This is a genomic window from Massilia sp. Masssp94, assembly GCF_059491305.1.
This window is the reverse complement of the sequence record NZ_CP168501.1, coordinates 6,729,211-6,748,972: the sequence shown is the minus strand read 5'-3', so window position 1 is coordinate 6,748,972 and position 19,762 is coordinate 6,729,211. Positions and strand designations below refer to the sequence as shown.

Below are 19,762 nucleotides of genomic sequence, written 5' to 3'. Positions count from 1 at the left end.
AAAAAAAATGACCCGCCCCGACGAAGTCGAGGCGGGCCGAATACGGGACTGGAACGTACCCGCAAGGAGATCGCCATACCGGCATGAACCGGCTATGCCCGAGCGTACAGCGCAAGTTAACGATAACAAAACTTGTCGTCGAGATCAACAGATTTTGTTGCGTCCCGATTTCCGTCCCGGCGGTGGGGCATTAGTCGCGGACGCAACACGTGGAGGTAACGATAACAAATTTTCATCCGTTTCGTTGTGCTCGTGTTACGATCGCCAGCGCTATCGATAACACAACAGTCGAAGGAGGAGGCAGCGTCGTCGGTGGCATCCATTGAACTGGTTAGCAAACATATAAGGACAATCATGTATAACCATTCGCGTCAGAGGTGGAATGCGTTGCGCGGCAACGCAAAAGGAAAGATGTTGGCATTGGCACTGGCGTCCGCGCTGGTGCTCGTGGGGAGCGGCGCCAGGGCCGTGACCTTCGTCGCCACGCCGATGGTCCAGCCGGTCGTGAGCGGTACCGGCTTCCGCCATCCGGGACTCGGCTTCACGCCGGAGCAGCTGGAGTACGTACGCCAGCAGATCCGCGCCGACGTCGAGCCCTATAAATCGTATTACAACACCCTCGCGACCGTGTGCTGCAACTATGCGAACATCAACTTGCAGCCCACGAACCGCGACGCCACGAAGGTCGATACGCCGAACACGCCGAACTACAACAGTACGACGGCACAGACGCGCATGATCAACGATTCGCAGGGCGCGTTGACGCAGGCGATCCTGTACTACGTCACGGGCCGCAACGAATACCGGCGCAACGCGATGCGCGTCCTGCGCACGTGGAGCAACATGAACCCGAACGGGTACGCCTATTTCCCGGACGCGCACATCCACAACGGGGTGCCGCTGTCACGCATGCTGATGGCTGCGGAGATCATGCGCTATACGCCGGCCGATCCGACTTATACGGATTACCCGCTCGCGTGGACCGACACCGACACGCAGAAGCTCAAGGACAACCTGGTCGATCCGATGGAGCGCACCTTCTTCTCCAGTAACGAGCGGTTCAGGAACCAGCAACAGTATTCGCTCGTCGGCCGGATCGCCGGCGCGATCTTCACCGACAACCGTGCGCGCTACGACGAGTCGGTCGAATGGCTCACCGTGAACGCCACCTCGACGCGCCAGGACATCAACGGCGCGATCATGTCGGCGATCGCCCGCATCGACGCGGACGACCCGCTCAACAAGACGGGCAAGACGTTCTACGAAGTGCAGGAGATGTCGCGCGACGGCGCGCACGCGGGCGACAACGTCGACATCCTCGGCGGCCTGCTGCGGCTCGTGACCGCGCAGGGCACCAGGGTCGATCCGTTCACCGGCAAGCCCTCGTCCGGCGGCGACGCCGTGAGCGTCTACCGGTTCGGCGACGACCGCCTGCTGCGTGGCGCGAACGCCTACGCCGAGTACATGCTCGGCTACGACACGCCGTGGGCCGACACGACGGGCGGCACGTCCGGCATCTCGCCCGCCTACCGCGGCCGCCTGTACGAGGTCGACGCGATCGCGGAGATCTACAACACGTACAAATACGTGGAAGGGCTGGACGTCGACGCCGAAGCGCCTTACCTGGCGACGGCGGCGGCGCATGCGAACGGCCCCGCCATCCCGTGGGGGCCGGCGACGCCCAACAACAAGGACATGGGTCCGACCGCCATCTTCACGTTGCCGCAGGCGCTCACCGGCGTGCCGCTGCCGGCCGGAGCGGCGGGCATCCTGGAGACGGAGCGCAAATCCATCTTCCTCGACGGCGGCTGGGCGATGCGGACCGAGGGCGACCGCACCTTCGGCCATGCGGGCGTGACGCCGGCCGGCGCCACCATCGTGTTCCACGACGTGCAATACGCGGACCGCTCGAAGTACGCGCCGGTCGGCATCATGGTGCGCACCAACGCGCCGGTCACGCTGTCCGCGAGCGCCAGCCGCGACGCCAGTCCGTGGTCCGTCATGACGGTCCCCGACACGCACGGCGAATGGCGCTACATCGTGCCGGATACGTCGGCCGCCGCCATCGGCAGCCGCGCGCTCGGCGACAACATCATGTTCTTCAAGTTCTCCGGCCCCGAGGGCGCGACGGTGGACGTCGACTACGTGAACATGGCCGCGCCCACGCAACTGACGCCGCCGCGCTTTGCCATGCCCGTGTTCCCCGTCACGGAAATCGTCGTGCAGGGCATGCCGTACCGCGCGACCTATGCCGCGGCGGACGCCGACACGGCGGACAGCGTCGCGTACGAGTCCGTCCGGCTGCCGGCCGGGGCGACGGTGAACGCGTCCAGCGGCGCGTTCGACTGGACGCCGGCGCCAAACCAGGTGGGCATGCACGACATCGTCGTCGCCGCGACCGACGGCGTCGCCGTCAGCACGATGACGGCGCGCCTGGACGTGCAGCCGGACCGCGCGTCCGCATTCCAGGCCGCGCTCGACGGCTACGATCCCGCTGCCGCCTACACGACGCCGTCGCTGGCCACGTTCAAGACGGAGCTGGCGCCGCTGCAGCAGCAGATGGCGACCGTGTCCGATGCCGATTTCCCGGCCCTGCTGAAGGCCGTGCAGGCGGCCGTGCGCAAGCTGGAGCTGGTCAATCCGACGGTCGCCTCCGACGGCAGCCTCGACTGGAGCAAGAACATGGTGACGACGATCGGCTTCGGCGCGGACCGCCCGGCGCTGCTCGTCGATAATAACTACAACAGTTATTCCGGCGACCTACGCGCGCCGATCACCATCGACTTCGGCGAGAACTACCGCGTGGCGGTCGGCGCCTTCGGCATCCAGGCCCGCTACATGTTCGGCAACCGTTCGCAGGGCGCCAACGTGTACGGGTCGAACGACAACGTGAACTGGACCCTGCTCACGAGCCGCGAGACGACGGACACGAGCGGCCGTAACTTCGAGATGGAAGTCATCCCCGTGCTGCCCGGCCTGGAGACGCAACAGTACCGCTACTTCATGGCACGCGTCGACCACCCGGGCCCGCCGACGGATCCGGCGTATCCCGGTATTTCATCGTATGGCGAGTTCCACTTCTACGGCACCCGCTATGACCTGCTGGCGCCCGTGGACCTGACGGGCAACGTCCGGATCGCGCGGTCCGGCCTGACGATGAACCGCTTCACGCAGAAGTACGCCGGCACGGTGACGTTCACGAACACGGGCGGTACGGCGCTCAAGGGACCGCTGCAGTTCCGCCTCGCCGGCCTGACGAGCGGCGTCACGCTCGACAACGCGACGGGCGTGAAGGACGGCGTGCCCTACGTCACCCTGAACGAAGCGGAACTTGCGCCGGGCCAGACGGCGACCGTGACCACGACGTTCTCGAACCCGGCGAAGGCCGCCATCGCCTACGCCCCACAACTGTTCAAGGCACAATACTAGGAGACACACCATGCAGTCCATCACTCACCGCGCGGCCCGGATGCTGGCCGCAACCTGGATGTACCTGTGCGCCGGCGTGGCGCTGGCGGTGCCGGTCCACCACGTCGACATCGATACGTCGGCGCTGGGCACGGGTACCGCCTACCTGGGCATGTCGTTTCTCAGCGTGGGCGGCGCGACGCCGGCCAGCGCGTCGGTCACCAATCTCGCGGCCGACCTGCTGGACGTGCCCGTCGGCACCGGGTCCGTGGCAGGCGGACCGCCGGGCGCGCTGACGTTCACGAGCGAGGCGGGCGGCGGCGACTGGTTCCAGGCGATCCAGCTCGGCGGCCACGTCGGCTTCGACGTCAGCTTCCTGTTCGGCGACGGCACCGACGGCAGCACGTTCAGCTGGTCGCTGTTCGACGACACGCACTACCTCGGCGTCGACGGCGACTTGGGCAGCATCGCCCTCCATCCGGACGCGGGGCCGGACGGGCGCCTGACCATCACGCCGGACAATGCGTTCACAGCCGTGCGCGCCGTTCCGGAGCCGTCCACGCTGCTGCTGGTAGCGCTGACCGGCTGCATGCTGGCGGCAGTGCGGCGCCGGCCGGCCTGACCGTTCGCGGTGGCGCGCCGTTGGGCGCAGCCACCGCGTTCGGGCCTGGAAACCCGCGCGGGCCCGACGCGCCGCTACCGTCCGCCCGCCTTGCCGCTGCTTCCGGCCGGCGTCGGCGGACTGCCGAGTACCTTGCGCAGGGCGTCGGCCTGGGCGTTGGCCTCCTTGCTGTCGATGGCCTGCAGCGCCGTCATCGGCTTGCCGTAGTAGGCCTCGGTCAGGCGCTGGTTGTAGCGGACGTCGTTGATGCCCACCGTGGCAGCGTTGCCGAACAGGCCCTTGCTGCCCGACCACGCGACGACGTCGCCCGCCGTGGAACCCTGGGCCATGCGCGCGAAGTTGACGACCGTGAGGCCGGCGTCGGCATTGAGCGAGAAGTTGTTACGGTTGCGGAAACTGTCGACGGCTTTCTGGTTCAGCAGCACTAGGGCGATCGGCCCGCCCTCAACGCCGGCCTGGAGTCCGATGCTGAGGCCGCCGGTGTCGAAGAACACCGGGTTGCCCCAGGCGCCATCCGCGCGCCGGACCATCAGCACGCCCGCGCCGCCGGCACCGCCGACGCCGAGCGCGGCGCGGCCATAGGTGGGCACGATGAAGACGCCGCGCGCGCGGCCCAGCAGGGCCGCCATGCCCGTCTCGTTGCTCATCGTATGGACGACGCCCACGGCGTCGCTGACGTGCTTGACGGCGGCCTGCTGGCGCCGCGTGGCGGAGTCGTTGTCGGTGCCGTGCGCCGCCTGGCCCGCCGCCGTCGCGGACCGGGACGCGTGGGCATCCTGCGCGGTGGCGGCGGGCAATGCGAAGGCGAGCATGAGCAGGGCGGCGGCGCCCAGCAGGGCATGTCGCAGGACGGACCGGCGCCGGCCCGCGCGTGGCGGCGGCGTCGTGCGTGGCATCACGTGCATCATGATGTTCTCCTCGGTTCGGCCGAACGGATCGGCGATGAAGGTGGAGAATAGGAGCACCCCCGGGTGCGGGCTTGACATGTATCAGTCGTGCGCCGGTCGGTATCATGGGCCATGGTCTATCAATTGTTCGCCGCCATGGTGCTGTTATTGCACCTGGGCTTCATCCTGTTCGTCGTCGCGGGTGCGGTACTCGTCGCGCGCTGGCGCCGGCTGCTGCCGCTGCACCTGGCCGCCGTCGCCTGGGGCATCCTGATCGAGGCCACCGGCGCGGCGTGTCCCCTGACCGGGCTGGAGAATCACCTGCGCATGCTGGCCGGGACGGCGGGCTATGCGGGCGGCTTCGTCGACCATTATCTTGTCGGACTCATCTATCCGTCCGGTCTCACGAGCGGCATGCAATGGGGACTGGCCGCGGCCGTGCTGGCGCTGAACGCCGTGCTGTACATCCGCATCGTGCGTGGGGGGCGGGACGACCGCGATTGATCCGGATCCGCGGCTGGCGCGGACGGGACGCACTTGCACGGGACCGGGCGGCATGAGATCGTAGGGGGCCACGACAGGAGAAAACATGCCGACAGCCATGAAGACACCGGGTCCCGACCATCCGATCACGATCACGCCGGCGCCGGGCCGCGTGACGGTGCGCGCCGGCGGTACCGTGCTCGCCAGCAGCGACCGCGCGCTCGCGCTGCGCGAAGCGGATTATCCGGACCGCGTCGATGCGATCGAGACCCGTTGAGCCCGGCGGTGAGGGGGCCGGCGGCGTGCCGTTCGACGAGTTCACGCTGACGGGGCGCGCACGCACGCATGTCCAGCAGTACGGGCAGACGCCGGGACAGCCCCGTTTTGCGGCGCGGCCCGAGGTCGCGGCGGCGTTTCTCGCGATGCGCGCGGCGGCCGGGGAGGACGGTATCGACATGCTGCCGATCGCGTCGTGGCGGCCGTTCGAGGCCCAGGCCCGCAACTGGAACCGCAAGTTTTCCGGGCAGGCGACGTTGTACGATTGCGAGGGCGGGGCGCGTGACCACGGGGCGCTGGCGCCGCCGGACATCGTCCGTGCGATCCTCGACTGGACAGGGTTGCCGGGCGCGACGCGGCGCCACTGGGGCACGGACATCGACGTGTTCGACCGCGCCGCGCATCCGCCCGGCTACCGGACGAAGCTGCTGCCGGACGAGGCGGGACCGGACGGCGTGTACGCTCGCCTGCATGCCTGGCTCGACATGCACGCGGCGCGCTTCGGCTTCTTTCGTCCGTACCGCACCCGCCGCCGCGGGATGTGCCCGGAACCATGGCACCTGAGCCATGCCCCGTCGGCACAGGCGGCGCTGGCGGCCATCGATATCGACATGGTCGCGCGCGCGGTCCGCGGTGCGGATCTGCTGGGCCGCGAGCTCGTGCTGGACATGTTGCCGGACATCTTCCGCGACCACGTGCTGGACGTGGACGGCCCGGACCCGGGGATCGGCGGCGGTTAGCCGGCGTCCTGGCCGGCCGTGCGGGCAAGGCGGTGCACGCCGCCCGCGTCGGCGCGGTCCGCGCGCACGGCGGGCGGCGTCAGGTGCAGGGTGGTGCGGGCCAGCGCGTCCATGCGCACGCCGAGCGGACGCCGCATCGGACCGGGTTCGAGGCGGGTAGCGAACATCCACAGGACGGGGTAATCGAGGGTCGTCGGCACGACCACGTTCAGGATCATCGCGAGTTGCCAGTCGGCGCACTGCAGGTCGTCGATGGAGATAAGCAACGGCTGGTTCGCCGCGCGATGCTGGACCAGCGCGCACAGCGCGGCGGTCTGCAGCAGCTGGGTGGCCGGCACGGGCCACTCCGGCGGGGCGTCGACGAGGCCGATGCAGGCATCGACGTGCACCGGCGACACGCCCAGCGCGGCGCAGCGGCTACGCACGAGGTCGGCCAGCGGGACGCCGTCCGTGCCGGCGCCGGCCTGGAGGCCGAGCAGGCCGAGCATCAGGTCGGCGGCCGTGTGGACGGCGGGGATGCGGGTGCGACCGCCGTCGAGTACGACGCAGGTGTAGCCGCGCGCCCGGGCGTCGCGGGCGCCGAACGACAGCAGCGGCGATTTGCCGGCGCCGGCGACACCCTGCACGTCGATGATCCGCCCGCGGCCGCCGACATGGACCGCGTCGATGACGGCACGGCATTGCAGGCGCTCGACGTCCCAGATGTCCGCCACGTCCGGCACGGGGCGCGCGGGCGGCGCCTGGCGGGTCGGCTCCGCGTCGATCAGGGTCTCGACGCCGATGCCGTAGAACGCGGCCAGGTGGCGCACGGTGCGGTAGGGTACGGGCCTGCCGGATTCGGCGCGCTTGATGGCGGCGCGGGTGAGACATTGCCGCCGTTCCTGGAATTGTTCGGACAACGCCTCGCGTCCGCTGCGGCGCTGGCGCAGGGCTTTCAGGCTGTGCACGTCGAGCATGACGCGGGCGTCAAAGGGCTGGATGGGCGAGGAAGCGAGGTTGAATGTCATGGCACGTCCGGGTAAAGGCGCCGCCCCGATGGCGGCGCTACTCATATTGCAAACGCCGTGCCATGGCGAAATCCGGGGAGACGGGCCCGATTTCGGCCCATCGGATGTTTCTGCGTGTAAAATTGCCATGTTTTTTACATGTAAAGCGATAACGTCGACGTTCCGCGCATGCTTGACTCCACCGAATATACCCAGACGTTGCAGCTGTCCGCGCAGGGCATGCCCGGACGGCCGCTGCTGGCGCTGACGATCGTCTGGCATCCCGACCCGGCGCGCATCGGCGAACAGTTCGTCGGCGATCCCGGCACGCTGGAAGTGAACCGCTACGCGCCGCTGTTCTATCGCCCGGGCCAGGCCGGACTGCCGCTGGGCCACGGCACGATCTCGCGCGACCCCGTGCGGATCGTGCGCGGCGGCGATGGCGATGGCGATGGCGTCGTCGTGCATTTCCCGGCGACCCGCATGCCGGTCGAGCTGAACGGGCGGGCTGCGACGGGGCCGGTCCGGTTCGACGCGGCCGACGTCGCGCGCGGCCAGGTCCTGACGCTTGGCCGCGCCGTCGTCCTGTGCCTGCATTGGATGGACTGCCTGCCCAAGCACAACCCGGTGCCGGGGCTCGTGGGCGTGGGCGCCGCGGCGATCGCGCTGCGCGACCAGATCCGCATGGTGGCGCCGACCGACATCCCCGTGCTGCTGCTGGGCGAGACGGGCACCGGCAAGGAAATCGCGGCGCGCGCGATCCACGCGCTGGGCCAGCGCGCGCAGGCGCGGCTCGTGGCCGTCAACATGGCGGCGCTGAACGAATCGCTGGCGGCCGCCGAGCTGTTCGGCGCGGCGCGCGGCGCGTACACGGGCGCGCAGGAGCGCCGTGGCCTGTTCGCGGAAGCGGACGGCGGCACCCTGTTCCTCGACGAGATCGGCAATGCGCCGGCCAGCGTCCAGCCGATGTTGCTGCGCGTGCTGGAAGGGGGCGATTACCGTCCGCTGGGTGCGAGCCAGGACCGCAAGACGACGGCGCGCCTGATCGCGGCGACGGACCAGGACCTCGATGCGGCCGCGTTCAACCAGGCCCTGCTGCGCCGGCTGGAGGGATTCGCGCTGCAACTGCCGCCGCTGCGCGCGCGGCGCGAGGACATCGGCGTGCTGATCGTGCACCTGCTGCAGGCGCATGGCGCGCAGCCGGTGCTGCCGCTGGAGCTGGTGGTGGAGATCGCGTGCTACGACTGGCCCGGCAACATCCGCCAGCTGGGCCACACGTTGCGCCGCGCCGCGCTGCTGGTCCAGCACGGCGGCACGCCGCAGCTCGAACAACTGGTGCGCCTGACGCCGGCCCCGGCCGGCAGCGCGGCGCGCCCGGCGCCCGCGCCGGAAGCCCCACCGGCGCCCGCCGCCGCGCCCGGGACGCCGCGCCGCAAGCCGTCGGACATCACGGAGGCCGAAGTGTTGCGGGCGATGGCGGCGAACGAGTGGAACATCCAGGCCGCGGCGCGCGACCTGGGCATCTCGCGGCCGACGATGTACAAGCTGCTCGATGCCCACCGCGAGATCCGCTGGGCGGAGCGGATTCCCGCCGATGAGATCGAACGCGCACTGGCCGCGTGCGCGGGCGACGTCGGGCGCTGCGCGGAATTGCTCAGGACGCCGACGGAGTCGTTGCGACGGGAAGTGCGGCGGTTGCGGGAGAGTGCCTGATTACTCGCAGTCGCGCGAGCCGACTTGCATCTCCGGATCCGGCAGGTAATAGAACGAGGTCGTGCCGTTGCCGTTGTGCGCGGAGAACGATACCGAAAATCCCCACAGGCCCATGTTGGCACCGACTGTCAGCGTGGAATGCGCTTTGAGGTTGATGCGATTGCCTTCTGAGAACGGCGAGGAGCCGCGGCAGCCGTTTTGCATCTGGCCGCTGATCAGGACGCATTCCGCGACGTCGCCGGGACCGTCGAACTGGAACGCGACTTTGTCGCCCGGCTGCGCCTCGAACACGTCCCCGTCTTCACGCTGTACGCCGTTCAGGCTCCAGGTGGCGAGGGGCTGATCTTGAACGTAGCTGATGGTGAGTTGATAAGTTTGCGGCATGATGCTCCTTTCGGTTTGCGGGCGGAGGGATTAAACGGGGCGGATCATTCGGGGTGATACCCCGGGTCGCGGCGAAGTGAGACCAAGTCGGGTTCCGCTTCGATGTACTTGAGTGGATAGCCGAGCCGTACGGCATTGGCGATTGCGCCGAGGGCAAGGGCGCGCAGGCCCAGGAGTTCGTAGGCTAATCCCGCGCGGAACTGGACGTCTGCGCTGTCGGGAGCGAGCGTGACCGCGCGCGACATCAATGCCAACGCTTGAGTCTTGTCGCCTGCGCGTGCTGAATACAGGCCCATGCGCGAGACAACCACGACGTCGTTCGGTGCCCGTTCGAGCTTGGGTGCAAGCAGGCGGCGTGCCCTGTCGTACGCCTGACGCGCTTCTTCTTCACGACCCGGAATCCATAGCAACGTATCGCCCAGATTCGCCCAATTGATGTAGGAACCCGGCGCGCCGCGTGTAGGGGAGACTGCGTTTTCAAACGCGTCGACGGCACCAACGTAGTCGCCTCGCAGGAACAATATATTGCCGAGATTGCCGTACAGCTTTGCACTTGGCCGTACCTGGAGGCCACGCTGCAGGATCCTTGCCGCTTCGTCCGCACGGTCCTGGCGCATCAAAGTCGCGGTCAAGTTGGCGTATGCCTGCACTGCGTCCGGTTCAAGTGCAATGCTGTGACGAAAAGCTTGTTCGGCCGCCGAGTAGTTCGCTTGTTCGTACTCCACACTGCCCAGCTCGTCGAAGAATACGCGCTCGCTTGGGAAGCGCCGGGTTGCCTCGGCGAGTAGCGCGCGCGCCTCCGGGTAACGCCGAGCACGCCGCAACGTTTCGACCTTGAAGTACCAGGCGTAGTAATTGGTCGGGTCGAGATGAAGCGCGCGCTCGAAAGCGGCCAGCGCATCGTCGAAGCGTCCCCGGCTTTCCTGTGCTGCTCCGTTTGCGACATGGCTGAGTGCTAACTGGTCGTTGAGTTTGAGCGCCTGTTGCGCGCTGGCCACCGCTTTTTGAAGCCAGGTCTCGTCCTGGCTGTCGTTTCCGTAGCGCATGTTATAGACGAGCGAGATACCGGCTACGGCAGCCGCGTTCTCGGGCGTGCGTGCGAGGATTCGCTCGAAATCCAGCTGCGCATCTTCGAGACTACCGGGCCTGTCGAACAATTTGAGCGCGGCCAACCCTTTTTCCATGCTGGCGGCTTCGGAATAAGGAACCAGGACCTCCTGGACCGATGGCCGAAGCGTGCGCAGGTAGGGCACACCTTGCCACCATGCCGTGCCAAGTACGGCGGCCGTCAACGATGCGGCGCACACCAACTTCGTCCTTCGCGACATGGCACGCCACTCATGCGAGGCCGTGTTTGTCGATCCAGTCGGCTGGTCACCGCTCAGCTCGGCAAAGCGGCGCGCGACTTCGTCCATACTCTCGATGCGCTGTTCGGGCTGCCGCGCCGTCATCGCTCGTATGAGGGCGATGACCCGCGTGTCGAGACTGTCCGGATAATCCCACCCGTCTGACGACGTCTGTACGAGGGCGGCGGCCAGCGCGAGGCCGTGCAATGTGGAGAACGGTCGCTTGCCGCACGTGAGTTCGTACAGGATCACGCCGAGCGCGTACACGTCCGCGCCCGGGTCCGGCGTCGCGCCCTGCAGGCGCTCGGGCGCCATGTAGGCGATCGTACCCTGCGGATCGGTCTGGCCTGTCGCTGCGACCTCGCCCAGCGAGACGGTCTCGGTGGCCAGCGCGTCCTGGCGCAACGCGAGGCCGAAGTCGAGGATGCGCACGCGTCCGTTCTCGTCGACCATCAGGTTCGACGGCTTGATGTCGCCATGCACGAGACCGGATGCGTGGGCATCGCGCATGGCTTCCGCCACCTGGCCGACCCAGTCGAGTGCGAGCGGCAGCGCGACTGTTTCCGACTGCAGGATCTCTTTCAGCGTGCGGCCATGCACCAGTTCCATGACGATGAACTGGCCTGCGGCATCCTCTTCGACCGCATGAACCTTGACGAACGCGGGATGACGCAGCGAAGCGGCCAGGCGCGCTTCGCGCACGAGGTCCGTGCCCGCCGTGCCGCCATGGCGGATGGCCTTGATAGCGACGCTGCGGTGCAGGCGCGTGTCCCAGGCTTCGTGGACCTCGCCGAAGCCGCCTTCTCCGAGGCGGGCGCGCAGTTCGTAATGCCCGGACTGACCGCGCCGCGGCGCCTGGTCGGATGTCCTGTTCGCTTCAGGAAGAGTGGTTGCCGCCATGACCGTAAATATGTGATGTACGGCAACATTATATCGATAAAGCAACTACACGGCTGGGAAATCGTGACCAGCCAGATAAGACGTGACGCGAATGCAACTCAGCCCCGCGGCGCCCGTTCCGGCGCCACGAACGCCAGCGCTTCCTCGAACGAGCGCAACACGATGTCGACATGCTCCTCGACCGTCGGCTGCGGCACGGGCGACTGGTCGAACGGCAGCTTGACGGTGGCGAGCAGCGCATCCGGCAGATGGGCGCGCAACTCCGTGACGGCGTTCAGCCAGTCCCCGAGCCGGTCTTCCACCGGGTAGGGCAGGATCACGGTGGAGACCAGCTCCGCCTTTTCCGGACCGGGCCGGTCGGCCGTGCCGAGCAGGCTGCTGCGCGCATCGATGTTCGCGTCCCGCAGCGCCGACACGAGCAGTTCGGCGAGCAGTTCGTCCCGTTCCGCCGCGAGGGCGGCGCACAGCACGACGGAGTGCGCGGGCACGTCCAGCGAGCCCTGCCAGCGGCCCTGGCGGGTTTCGCGCATCTGGCGCAGGTAGGCGCCCAGGTTGGCGTCGAGCAGCGAGACGTCGCGGCGGCGGCGCGTGCGCGCGGGCGTGCGGCCTTCCGGGTTCAGGGTCGCCGCCACGCGGCCCATCGCGGCGCGCATGGTTTCCATCTGGCCCGCGTCGATGCGGCCCGCGCGCATGTCGGCGCCGGCCAGGGCGAGGCCCGGCAGCAGCACCTTGTCGCAATAACGCGCGAAGCTGGCGCGGCGCAGGTAGGCGTGGGCGTCGCGCACGATCGTGTCGCTGTCGGCCGTCAGCAGGCGCTGGTACAAACGCTGGGCGCCCGAGACGTTGGGGGCGTCGCCCAGCAGGATCGTCACCGGTTCCAGCCCGCGCACGTGGCGGCCGGCCACGACGAAGCACAAGGTCAGCGGCGTCGACAGCAGCAGGCCCACCGGCCCCCACATCGCGCCCCAGAACACGGCCGAGACGATCACGGCGAGCGGCGACAGGCCCGAGCTGTGGCCGTAGACCTTCGGTTCGACGACGTTCGCGACGAACAGTTCCAGCGCGACGAACAGGGCGATGCAGGACAGGGCGAGCTGCCAGCCGGGGTCGATGGCGGCGACGAACACGGCGATGACGGCGCCCGCCGCCATCACGCCCAGGTAGGGCACGAAGCGCAGCATGCCGGACAGCGCGCCCCACAGGCCCGCGTGCGGTACGCCGGCCAGCCACAGCAGCACGCCGATGAGGGTGCCGAATGTCAGGTTGACGGTGAATTGCGACAGGAAGAAGCGCGACACGCCCTGGGCCGCGTCGCCCAGGGTACGGATCGTGCGGTTGATTTCGGTCTGGCCGGCGAGCCGGATCAGGCGGTCGCGCAGCGATTCGTGTTCGAGCGAGATGAAGACGAGCAGGACGAGCACGAGGCCCGCTTCGCCCAGCGGTCCCCACGCCATCGCGAACAGGCGCGCGAGCGAATCGCGCGTCGTCAGGCGCGGCTGGCGGATCTCGACGGGCAGCGGCTGCGTCGGGCTGACGGTCACGGTGCTCATGCCGCGCCGGCTGCTGACGGTGCCGCTCTGCTGTGCCTGCGGCTGCACGGCGCTGATCTCGGCCTCGATGCGGGCGAACGGCCGCTCCGTCATCTCGCGCACGGCCGCGACCTTGGTGCGGATCGCTGCACGGTATTTCGGCAGGTCGCCCGTCACGGCGACGAGCTGGAACGCGAGGACGATGCCCAGGCCGACCACGCACGTGCCCACCATCAGCACGGACAGCATCGTCGCCGGTACCTGGCCCAGGCCGATGCGCCGCAGCGTGCGGATCAGCGGGGCGATCACGAGACTGAGGATGACCGCCAGCGCGAGCGGTTCGAGGACGTCGCGCCCGAAATACAGCAGACCGAGCACGCAGCAGGCGGTGACGATCGAGCTGGAAGTCAGGTGCTTGAACAGAGTGGATTCGCGCATTCGCGGCCGCAAGCGGGGATGGCGGCCATCCCGTAGAGATAAAACCGCCAATGTAGCAAAAAACGTGGCCGGCAATCAAATTTCTATGCAGAAATTTCCATTTATCGTGAGAGGTGGGGTCAATCTGTCCTCGCGTAGCCCGGCTGGCGCTTGTCCAGCCGCCGCGCGAAGCGGTCGCCCGTGAGTTGGATGACCTGCACGAGCGCGACCAGCACGACGACGGTGAACACCATGATGTCCGTCTCGAAGCGGTAGTAGCCGTAGCGGATGGCGAGGTCGCCGATGCCGCCGCCGCCCACGACGCCGGCCGCCGCGGCGTACGAGAGAAAACCGATCGCGAGGGCAGTCAGCGCCAGCACGAGGCCGGAGCGGGCTTCGACGAGCAGCACGCGGGTGACGATCTGCAGCTCGGACGCGCCCATTGCCTGCGCCGCCTCGATCACGCCGCGCGGCACGTCGCGCAGGGTCTGTTCGACGAGGCGCGCGAAATACGGGACGGCGGCGATCGACAGCGGCACGGAGGCCGCGAGCGGCCCGATCGAGCTGCCGGCGATCAGCCGGGTGAGCGGCACGAGCGCGACGAGCAGGATGATGAACGGGAACGAGCGGATCGTGTTCACGGTCCACCCGAGCAGCAGCGCGAGGGGACGGTTGTGCAGCGACTGGCCTTCGCCGACGACGAACAGGACGACGCCGAGCGGGCCGCCGAACAGCACGGCGGCGCACACGCCGATACCGAGCATGGCCAGGGTCTGGCCCAGCGCGACGGCCAGGTCGGGCAACAGGTCGATGAGACTCTCAAACATGGAGGACTCCTGGATGGAACAGCGCACCGGCTTCGGTGGCGTGGAACGCGAGTTCGCGGCCGAGGGCCGTGATGCGCGGAGCCGTCGTGTCGGTGGGGGCGAACGTTTCCGCGACGACGCCGTGTTCGATCACCGCCACGCGGTTGCACAGCGCCGCCAGGGCGGGCAGTTCGTGGCTGACGATGACGATCGTGACGCCGAGATCCGCACTCACGGTGCGCAGGGTGGCGAGCAGGGCCCGCGTCGCTTCCGCATCGAGGGCGGACGTCGGCTCGTCGCACAGCAGGACCTCGGGCTGGCATGCGATCGCCCGGGCGATGGCCACGCGCTGTTTCTGGCTGCCGGACAGGCGTGCCGGATACTCGTCCGCCCGCGCCGCCAGGCCGACGAGCTCCAGGCACGCCTGCACGCGCCGGCGCAGGCGCGGAGGATTCAGCATGCCGTGCAGGCGCAGCGGGAACGCGACGTTGTCGAACACGGTCAGGTTCTGCAGCAGGTTGTCGTGCTGGAAGATCATGCCGATGTTCTGGCGCGCGGCGCGCAGGTCGCGTTTCGACAGCCGCGTCAGGTCGCGGCCCGCGACGACGACGGCGCCGCCGTCCGGCCTCTCCAGCAGGTTGATCGTGCGGAGGAGGGTCGACTTGCCGGCGCCGCTCTGGCCGGCGATGCCGAAGATGTCGCCGCGCGCCACGTGCAGCGATACGTCGCGCAGCACGGGGTCGGCACCGAAGGATTTGCGCACGCGGTCGAGACGGATGATGCTCATGGCGGCCCCGTTACGCGTATGCGGCCGGTGCGCGCAGCGTGCCGCCGAGGGTGTGGCGGCCGATCCCGATCGCGGCCTTGTGCGCGACGACCTTCGCTTCCGCGGCCGCCAGCGCGACCTCGCGCCGTTCGCGTCCCGTCAGATGGTGGCCGCGCGCGAACGCGTCGTCCAGCGCCGCGGCGGCGCCTTCGGCCAGCACCTGCGCGGGCCGCATGAGCACCTGGAACCACGGCTGCGCCTCGCCGCGCGCCGCCTCCAGCGCGCCCTCGGCGAGGCCGACGTACACGTTCGCGACGATCATCTGCGCCACCTGCGCGCGCAAGGTCGCCCGCGGCGTGGCTGCGCGGGCGGCCGGCTGCAGCACGTCGTCTTCCGTCAGCTGCACGCCGGTGAACGTCACGGTTGCGCTGGCGGCCTGGCGCAGGCCGAACGCGTTCCAGTCGGCGTGGACGGCGACGCCATCCCGCTGCGTGGGCAGCACGGCGACCAGCGTGCCGTGCGCGAGCGGGTCCCAGGCGCACACGGTGAGCCGGTCCGACCCGACCGAACTTGATGCACAAGCCTTGGCGCCGTCCAGCACGTAGCCGCCCGCGGTCGGCCGGGCGACGAGCCGTTGGTCCAGCGGGTTCATGGTCTCGCCCCAGAACACGTCGTGCTCGATGGTCTCGAACAGCAGGCGGCGCTGCTGCCGCGCGTTGCCCGTCAGGCGGATGCCGGCGATCTGGAGGTGGTGGAGGCCGAGCCGGTGGGCGAGGGCGCCGTCGGTACGTGCGACGATGCGCACGACGTCGCCGATCGTCTTCCAGCTCGCCCCGAGGCCGCCGTATTCGCGCGGCACCGGGAGGGCGAGCAGGCCGGAAGCGCGGATCCACTGCCGCCCGCGCGCCGCCAGGTCGTGGGCGGCGGCAATGGGGTCATACGGGTCGAGGGCCGGGGCCGGGTGGGCGTAGCCGTCCGACGATGCGGGAACCGGGTGTAGTGCCAGATGCATGGTCGATATCCTTCAGCAGAGTCGGCCCAGTATGGCAAACGGGGGACTCCACGTGAACGAAGATATTCGCCGTTCGATATGTGACGAACGTTAAAACGAAAAGCGACTATGTATCCGGGGGATGCCGTCAGCGCGACACGATCAGCCGCAGGCCGAGGGCGATGAAGATCGTGCCGGCGAGACGGTCGAGCCATTGCCCGGCCTTGGGACGGCGCGCGAGCCACTGGCCGATGGCGCCGGAAAAGAAGCCGAGCAGGCCGAACAGGACGACGGCCTGCAAGGTGAACGTGAGGCCCAGCAGCGCCGTCTGCAGGTTGGCATCGCCGCGCTGCGCGACGACGAACTGGGGCAGGAACGACAGGAAGAACAGGGCGACCTTCGGATTGATGGCGTTCGCGACGAGGCCCTTGAAGAACAGCGCGCGGGCCGGATCGGCGGCGGCATGCGCCGTGTCGACGCGGGCGCCGCCGCGGCTGCGGATCGCGTGCCAGCCCATCCACGCGAGATACAGGCCGCCGCACACCTTGAGCGTCGTGAACGCGAGCGGCGACGCGGCGATGAGGGCGGACACGCCCACGACGGCCAGCAGCGTGTGCGACAGGCACCCGAACGCGCACCCGAGCCCGAACGCGATGCCCCGCACCCGGCCCTTGGCGACGCCCACGCTCAATACCATCATGTTGTCCGGCCCCGGCGACAGGGTCAGCAGGATGGCGGCGGCGAGGAAGGCGAAGAACTGGTCGGGTGTCAGCATGGTAGCCCTGGGCAAAAAGGCAATGTTACCTCACCGGGGGCGCGGTTGGTGTAAAGTGCGGGTCCTATGTCCAGTCACAAGCACCAGCAACCCCTGCGCAATGCGTTCGAACGCGTCCTGAATGCCGCCCTGCTGAGGGGCTTCGTGGCCGGGATGAGCTACCGGCTCGGCGGCCTGGGCAAGGTACGGGTGACGCGCCAGGAGGTGGAACTGGGCCCGGAACGCCGGCTGGCGCAGCCGCTGCGTATCGGTTTCGCGTCCGATTTCCACGCCGGCCCCACGACGCATCCCGCCGTGTTCGACGACCTGCTGGCCGCGATCCGCACGGAAGCGCCGGACGTGATGCTGCTGGGCGGCGACTACGTGTGTTTCGATGCGGAGAACGTGGCCGTCCTGGCGGACTTCATTGCGGGCGCGCGGGCCTCGCTGGGCACCTATGCCGTCATCGGCAACCACGACACCTGGAACGGCCGCGGCATCATCGAGGACGCGCTGCGCGCGGGCGGCGCCGAGGTGCTCGTGAACCGCAACGTCGCGCTGCCGGCGCCATTCGGCGGCGTCAGCGTGTGCGGCATCGACGATCCGTGGACCGGGGCGCCGTCGGCCGGCGCCACGTTCGCCGGCGCGGGCGCCGTCCGGATCTACCTCACGCATTCCCCCGACGGGTTGTACCGCCTGGAGCGCCAGCGCTTCGACGTCGCCTTCGCCGGCCACACCCACGGCGGCCAGATCGCGCTCCCGGATGGTGCGCCGCTGTTCCATCCCAGCGGACCGTGTTCGCGCGATTTCTGCTACGGCCGCTACGACGTGCCCGGCAACGGCCCGCTGATCGTCAGCCGCGGCGTCGGCTGTTCCGGCATTCCGCTGCGGCTGAATGCCGATCCGGAACTCCTCATTTGCACGCTGCGCTAAGCGTTCCTGGCCGTTTTTTGCGGTTTCCCAGCTTCTACACCTTGAAATATTGAGTATTTCCTTTGATTCTGGATAACAGAATGGCGATAATGTGACGCCGCCAGGCTGGCGACCGGCATTGTTCTTGCATGCCAGTCCCGGCGGCCCGAGCCCAGGAGGAGACCCCCTTCGGCGGATGTATGTGCAGGTTATCGCCTGCCCGCCGCACATAACAATCAGGGACCGGGATCTATCTACTATCGATTGGAGAAAGCAGTGAGTCTTTTCAGAACCAAGAATCTCGACAACATGGTCGCAGCCTCCCGTACCCCGGGCGGGCTGAAGAAAGTGCTGGGGCCAACCGACCTCATCCTCATGGGCATCGGGGCGATCGTCGGCACCGGTATCTTCGTGCTGACCGGTACCGGCGCGTTGACGGCCGGTCCGGCGTTGACGGTGTCGTTCATCGTCGCCGCCATCGCGTGCGGCTTCGCGGCCATGTGCTACGCGGAGTTCGCGTCGACCGTGCCGATCGCCGGTTCGATCTATACCTACAGCTATGTCGTCCTCGGCGAACTCGTCGCCTGGATGATCGGCTGGGACCTCCTGCTCGAATACGGGCTGGCGACGTCGGCGGTGGCCGTCGGCTGGTCCGGCTATTTCCAGTCGCTGATGGGCGGCTTCGGCATCACCATTCCCGAGATCCTGTCCGCCGCCCCGGGCGCGGTGCCGGGCGTGCACAGCGTGATGAACCTGCCGGCGCTGGTCATCATGCTCGTGCTGACCGCGATGCTGTCGTACGGCGTGCGCGAATCGGCCCGCGTCAACAACGTCATGGTCGTCATCAAGATGATCGTCGTGCTGCTGTTCATCGCCGTCGGCTTCAAGCACGTCACGCCGGCCAACTGGCATCCGTTCGCGCCGTTCGGCGGCACGGGCATCATGAGCGCCGCAGCAGTCGTGTTCTTCGCGTTCATCGGCTTCGACGCCGTCACGTCGGCCGCCGAGGAAGTCAAGCGTCCGGAACGCGACCTCCCGATCGGCATCATCGGCTCGCTGGCCATCTGCACGATCCTGTACGTGATCGTCGCCGCCATCATGACCGGCATCGTCCCGTTCCAGATGTTCAAGGGCATCGACCACCCGGTCTCGCTGGCCCTGCAGCACGCGGGCGAAAACTGGTTCGCCGGCTGGATCGACCTGGGCGCGATCCTCGGCATGACCACCGTGATCCTGGTGATGGCCTATGGCCAGACCCGCATCATCTACGCGATGTCGCGCGACGGCCTGCTGCCGGCGAAGCTGTCCACCGTGCACCCGAAATTCGGCACCCCGTTCTTCGCGACGTGGGTGGTCGGCATCCTGTTCGGCCTGATCGCCGCGTTCGTGCCGCTGAACGTGCTGGCAGAGCTCGTCAACATCGGCACGCTGGCCGCGTTCTGCCTCGTCTCCGTCGCCGTCATCGTCCTGCGCAAGAAGCGGCCGGACCTGAAGCGGGCGTTCCGCTGCCCGGGCGTGCCCATCGTGCCGGGCATCGCCGTCGTGTTCTGCCTGGCGCTGATGTCGTTCCTGTCCGCGATCACGTGGGTGGCGTTCCTCATCTGGCTGGTGCTGGGCCTGCTGGTGTATTTCGGTTATGCCCGTTCGCGCTCCCTGCTGAGTGGCGTGACGCAGCCGTAACCGGACTGCACTTCGATAAAGCGGCGCTGCGGCGCCGCTTTTTAATTCTGCAACGATATATTTTTTGTAATCCCTGTCCGACATCCTGGAGGGAAGCGTACCGATTACGCCAAGTTGGCCGGGTCCGCATAATCTTGGTAGAACATTTACCAAAAGATTTGT

The 19,762-nt window shown here is 68.2% G+C and carries 16 protein-coding genes and 1 pseudogene; 8 read left to right on the top strand and 9 right to left on the bottom strand.

The annotated features are described in order from the left end of the window. Positions 1-411 precede the first annotated feature (411 nt). The gene (locus ACEN9G_RS29655; protein WP_483127422.1) at positions 412-3,429 is read left to right on the top strand and encodes a putative Ig domain-containing protein; all 3,018 of its coding nucleotides are present in this window, start codon (positions 412-414) and stop codon (positions 3,427-3,429) included. 10 nt (positions 3,430-3,439) lie between these two features. Then, positions 3,440-4,030 (top strand): NF038129 family PEP-CTERM protein, encoded by a 591-nt coding sequence (locus ACEN9G_RS29650; RefSeq protein ID WP_483127421.1) that lies wholly within the window; start codon positions 3,440-3,442, stop codon positions 4,028-4,030. A 74-nt stretch (positions 4,031-4,104) separates the two neighbouring features. Here the strand turns inward: ACEN9G_RS29650 and ACEN9G_RS29645 are convergent, their stop codons facing one another. Continuing rightward, positions 4,105-4,938: a lipid-binding SYLF domain-containing protein gene (locus tag ACEN9G_RS29645; RefSeq protein ID WP_483127420.1), complete on the bottom strand. Its 834-nt coding sequence runs from the start codon at positions 4,936-4,938 to the stop codon at positions 4,105-4,107. A gap of 111 nt (positions 4,939-5,049) precedes the next feature. Between ACEN9G_RS29645 and ACEN9G_RS29640 the strand changes: the two genes are divergently transcribed. The 3 genes and pseudogenes from ACEN9G_RS29640 (at position 5,050) to ACEN9G_RS29630 (ending at position 6,416) form a co-directional block, all read left to right on the top strand. Then, a complete protein-coding gene (locus ACEN9G_RS29640) occupies positions 5,050-5,421 on the top strand; it encodes a DUF2784 domain-containing protein (protein WP_413345985.1) in 372 nt (123 codons plus the stop codon). A gap of 97 nt (positions 5,422-5,518) precedes the next feature. Next, positions 5,519-5,647: pseudogene (locus tag ACEN9G_RS29635) on the top strand (DUF427 domain-containing protein); the annotation flags it as partial. Between the two features lie 10 nt (positions 5,648-5,657). Beyond that, on the top strand, positions 5,658-6,416 hold the full coding sequence (locus ACEN9G_RS29630) for a M15 family metallopeptidase (RefSeq protein WP_413345983.1): 759 nt from the start codon (positions 5,658-5,660) through the stop codon (positions 6,414-6,416). Here ACEN9G_RS29630 and ACEN9G_RS29625 read toward each other — a convergent pair. Then, positions 6,413-7,423: an ATP-binding protein gene (locus ACEN9G_RS29625; protein ID WP_483127419.1), complete on the bottom strand. Its 1,011-nt coding sequence runs from the start codon at positions 7,421-7,423 to the stop codon at positions 6,413-6,415. The genes ACEN9G_RS29630 and ACEN9G_RS29625 overlap by 4 nt on opposite strands. 168 nt (positions 7,424-7,591) lie before the next feature. Between ACEN9G_RS29625 and ACEN9G_RS29620 the strand changes: the two genes are divergently transcribed. Next, positions 7,592-9,115: a sigma 54-interacting transcriptional regulator gene (locus tag ACEN9G_RS29620; protein WP_495605497.1), complete on the top strand. Its 1,524-nt coding sequence runs from the start codon at positions 7,592-7,594 to the stop codon at positions 9,113-9,115. Here ACEN9G_RS29620 and ACEN9G_RS29615 read toward each other — a convergent pair whose 3' ends face one another. From ACEN9G_RS29615 to ACEN9G_RS29585, 7 genes are all read right to left on the bottom strand, one after another. Next, entirely contained in the window at positions 9,116-9,499 is a 384-nt protein-coding gene (locus ACEN9G_RS29615; RefSeq protein ID WP_413344542.1) for a hypothetical protein, read from the bottom strand. 44 nt (positions 9,500-9,543) lie between these two features. Beyond that, a complete protein-coding gene (locus ACEN9G_RS29610) occupies positions 9,544-11,745 on the bottom strand; it encodes a protein kinase domain-containing protein (RefSeq protein ID WP_413344543.1) in 2,202 nt (733 codons plus the stop codon). 98 nt (positions 11,746-11,843) lie between these two features. After that, positions 11,844-13,712 carry an AI-2E family transporter gene (locus ACEN9G_RS29605; RefSeq protein ID WP_483127417.1) on the bottom strand — a complete coding sequence of 623 codons (1,869 nt, stop codon included), beginning with the start codon at positions 13,710-13,712 and terminating at the stop codon, positions 11,844-11,846. 119 nt (positions 13,713-13,831) lie between these two features. Next, positions 13,832-14,518, bottom strand: a complete 687-nt coding sequence (locus ACEN9G_RS29600) for a methionine ABC transporter permease (RefSeq protein ID WP_413345484.1) — start codon at positions 14,516-14,518, stop codon at positions 13,832-13,834. After that, positions 14,511-15,284 carry a methionine ABC transporter ATP-binding protein gene (locus tag ACEN9G_RS29595; protein ID WP_483127416.1) on the bottom strand — a complete coding sequence of 258 codons (774 nt, stop codon included), beginning with the start codon at positions 15,282-15,284 and terminating at the stop codon, positions 14,511-14,513. Before ACEN9G_RS29595 ends, ACEN9G_RS29600 begins: the two co-directional genes overlap by 8 nt. A 10-nt stretch (positions 15,285-15,294) precedes the next feature. Further along, positions 15,295-16,275 carry an acyl-CoA dehydrogenase family protein gene (locus ACEN9G_RS29590; protein ID WP_483127415.1) on the bottom strand — a complete coding sequence of 327 codons (981 nt, stop codon included), beginning with the start codon at positions 16,273-16,275 and terminating at the stop codon, positions 15,295-15,297. 127 nt (positions 16,276-16,402) lie between these two features. Continuing rightward, positions 16,403-17,029, bottom strand: a complete 627-nt coding sequence (locus ACEN9G_RS29585) for a LysE family translocator (protein WP_413346034.1) — start codon at positions 17,027-17,029, stop codon at positions 16,403-16,405. Positions 17,030-17,095: 66 nt separating this feature from the next. Here ACEN9G_RS29585 and ACEN9G_RS29580 point away from each other — a divergent pair, with 66 nt between their 5' ends. Beyond that, positions 17,096-17,941: a metallophosphoesterase gene (locus ACEN9G_RS29580; protein ID WP_483127414.1), complete on the top strand. Its 846-nt coding sequence runs from the start codon at positions 17,096-17,098 to the stop codon at positions 17,939-17,941. 255 nt (positions 17,942-18,196) lie between these two features. Further along, entirely contained in the window at positions 18,197-19,600 is a 1,404-nt protein-coding gene (gene bcaP, locus ACEN9G_RS29575; protein WP_413342390.1) for a branched-chain amino acid transporter BcaP, read from the top strand. The last annotated feature ends 162 nt before the right edge of the window (positions 19,601-19,762 follow it).

Bases quoted from the DNA above. Each gene is read 5' to 3' on its own strand.
- ACEN9G_RS29585 (WP_413346034.1), bottom strand. From the start codon at position 17,029: ATGCTGACACCCGACCAGTTCTTCGCCTTCCTCGCCGCCGCCATCCTG.
- ACEN9G_RS29600 (WP_413345484.1), bottom strand. From the start codon at position 14,518: ATGTTTGAGAGTCTCATCGACCTGTTGCCCGACCTGGCCGTCGCGCTG.
- ACEN9G_RS29640 (WP_413345985.1), top strand. From the start codon at position 5,050: ATGGTCTATCAATTGTTCGCCGCCATGGTGCTGTTATTGCACCTGGGC.
- ACEN9G_RS29595 (WP_483127416.1), bottom strand. From the start codon at position 15,284: ATGAGCATCATCCGTCTCGACCGCGTGCGCAAATCCTTCGGTGCCGAC.
- ACEN9G_RS29605 (WP_483127417.1), bottom strand. From the start codon at position 13,712: ATGCGCGAATCCACTCTGTTCAAGCACCTGACTTCCAGCTCGATCGTC.
- ACEN9G_RS29625 (WP_483127419.1), bottom strand. From the start codon at position 7,423: ATGACATTCAACCTCGCTTCCTCGCCCATCCAGCCCTTTGACGCCCGC.
- ACEN9G_RS29630 (WP_413345983.1), top strand. From the start codon at position 5,658: ATGCGATCGAGACCCGTTGAGCCCGGCGGTGAGGGGGCCGGCGGCGTG.
- ACEN9G_RS29615 (WP_413344542.1), bottom strand. From the start codon at position 9,499: ATGCCGCAAACTTATCAACTCACCATCAGCTACGTTCAAGATCAGCCC.
- ACEN9G_RS29620 (WP_495605497.1), top strand. From the start codon at position 7,592: ATGCTTGACTCCACCGAATATACCCAGACGTTGCAGCTGTCCGCGCAG.
- ACEN9G_RS29650 (WP_483127421.1), top strand. From the start codon at position 3,440: ATGCAGTCCATCACTCACCGCGCGGCCCGGATGCTGGCCGCAACCTGG.
- ACEN9G_RS29610 (WP_413344543.1), bottom strand. From the start codon at position 11,745: ATGGCGGCAACCACTCTTCCTGAAGCGAACAGGACATCCGACCAGGCG.
- ACEN9G_RS29590 (WP_483127415.1), bottom strand. From the start codon at position 16,275: ATGCATCTGGCACTACACCCGGTTCCCGCATCGTCGGACGGCTACGCC.
- ACEN9G_RS29580 (WP_483127414.1), top strand. From the start codon at position 17,096: ATGTCCAGTCACAAGCACCAGCAACCCCTGCGCAATGCGTTCGAACGC.
- ACEN9G_RS29645 (WP_483127420.1), bottom strand. From the start codon at position 4,938: ATGATGCACGTGATGCCACGCACGACGCCGCCGCCACGCGCGGGCCGG.
- ACEN9G_RS29655 (WP_483127422.1), top strand. From the start codon at position 412: ATGTTGGCATTGGCACTGGCGTCCGCGCTGGTGCTCGTGGGGAGCGGC.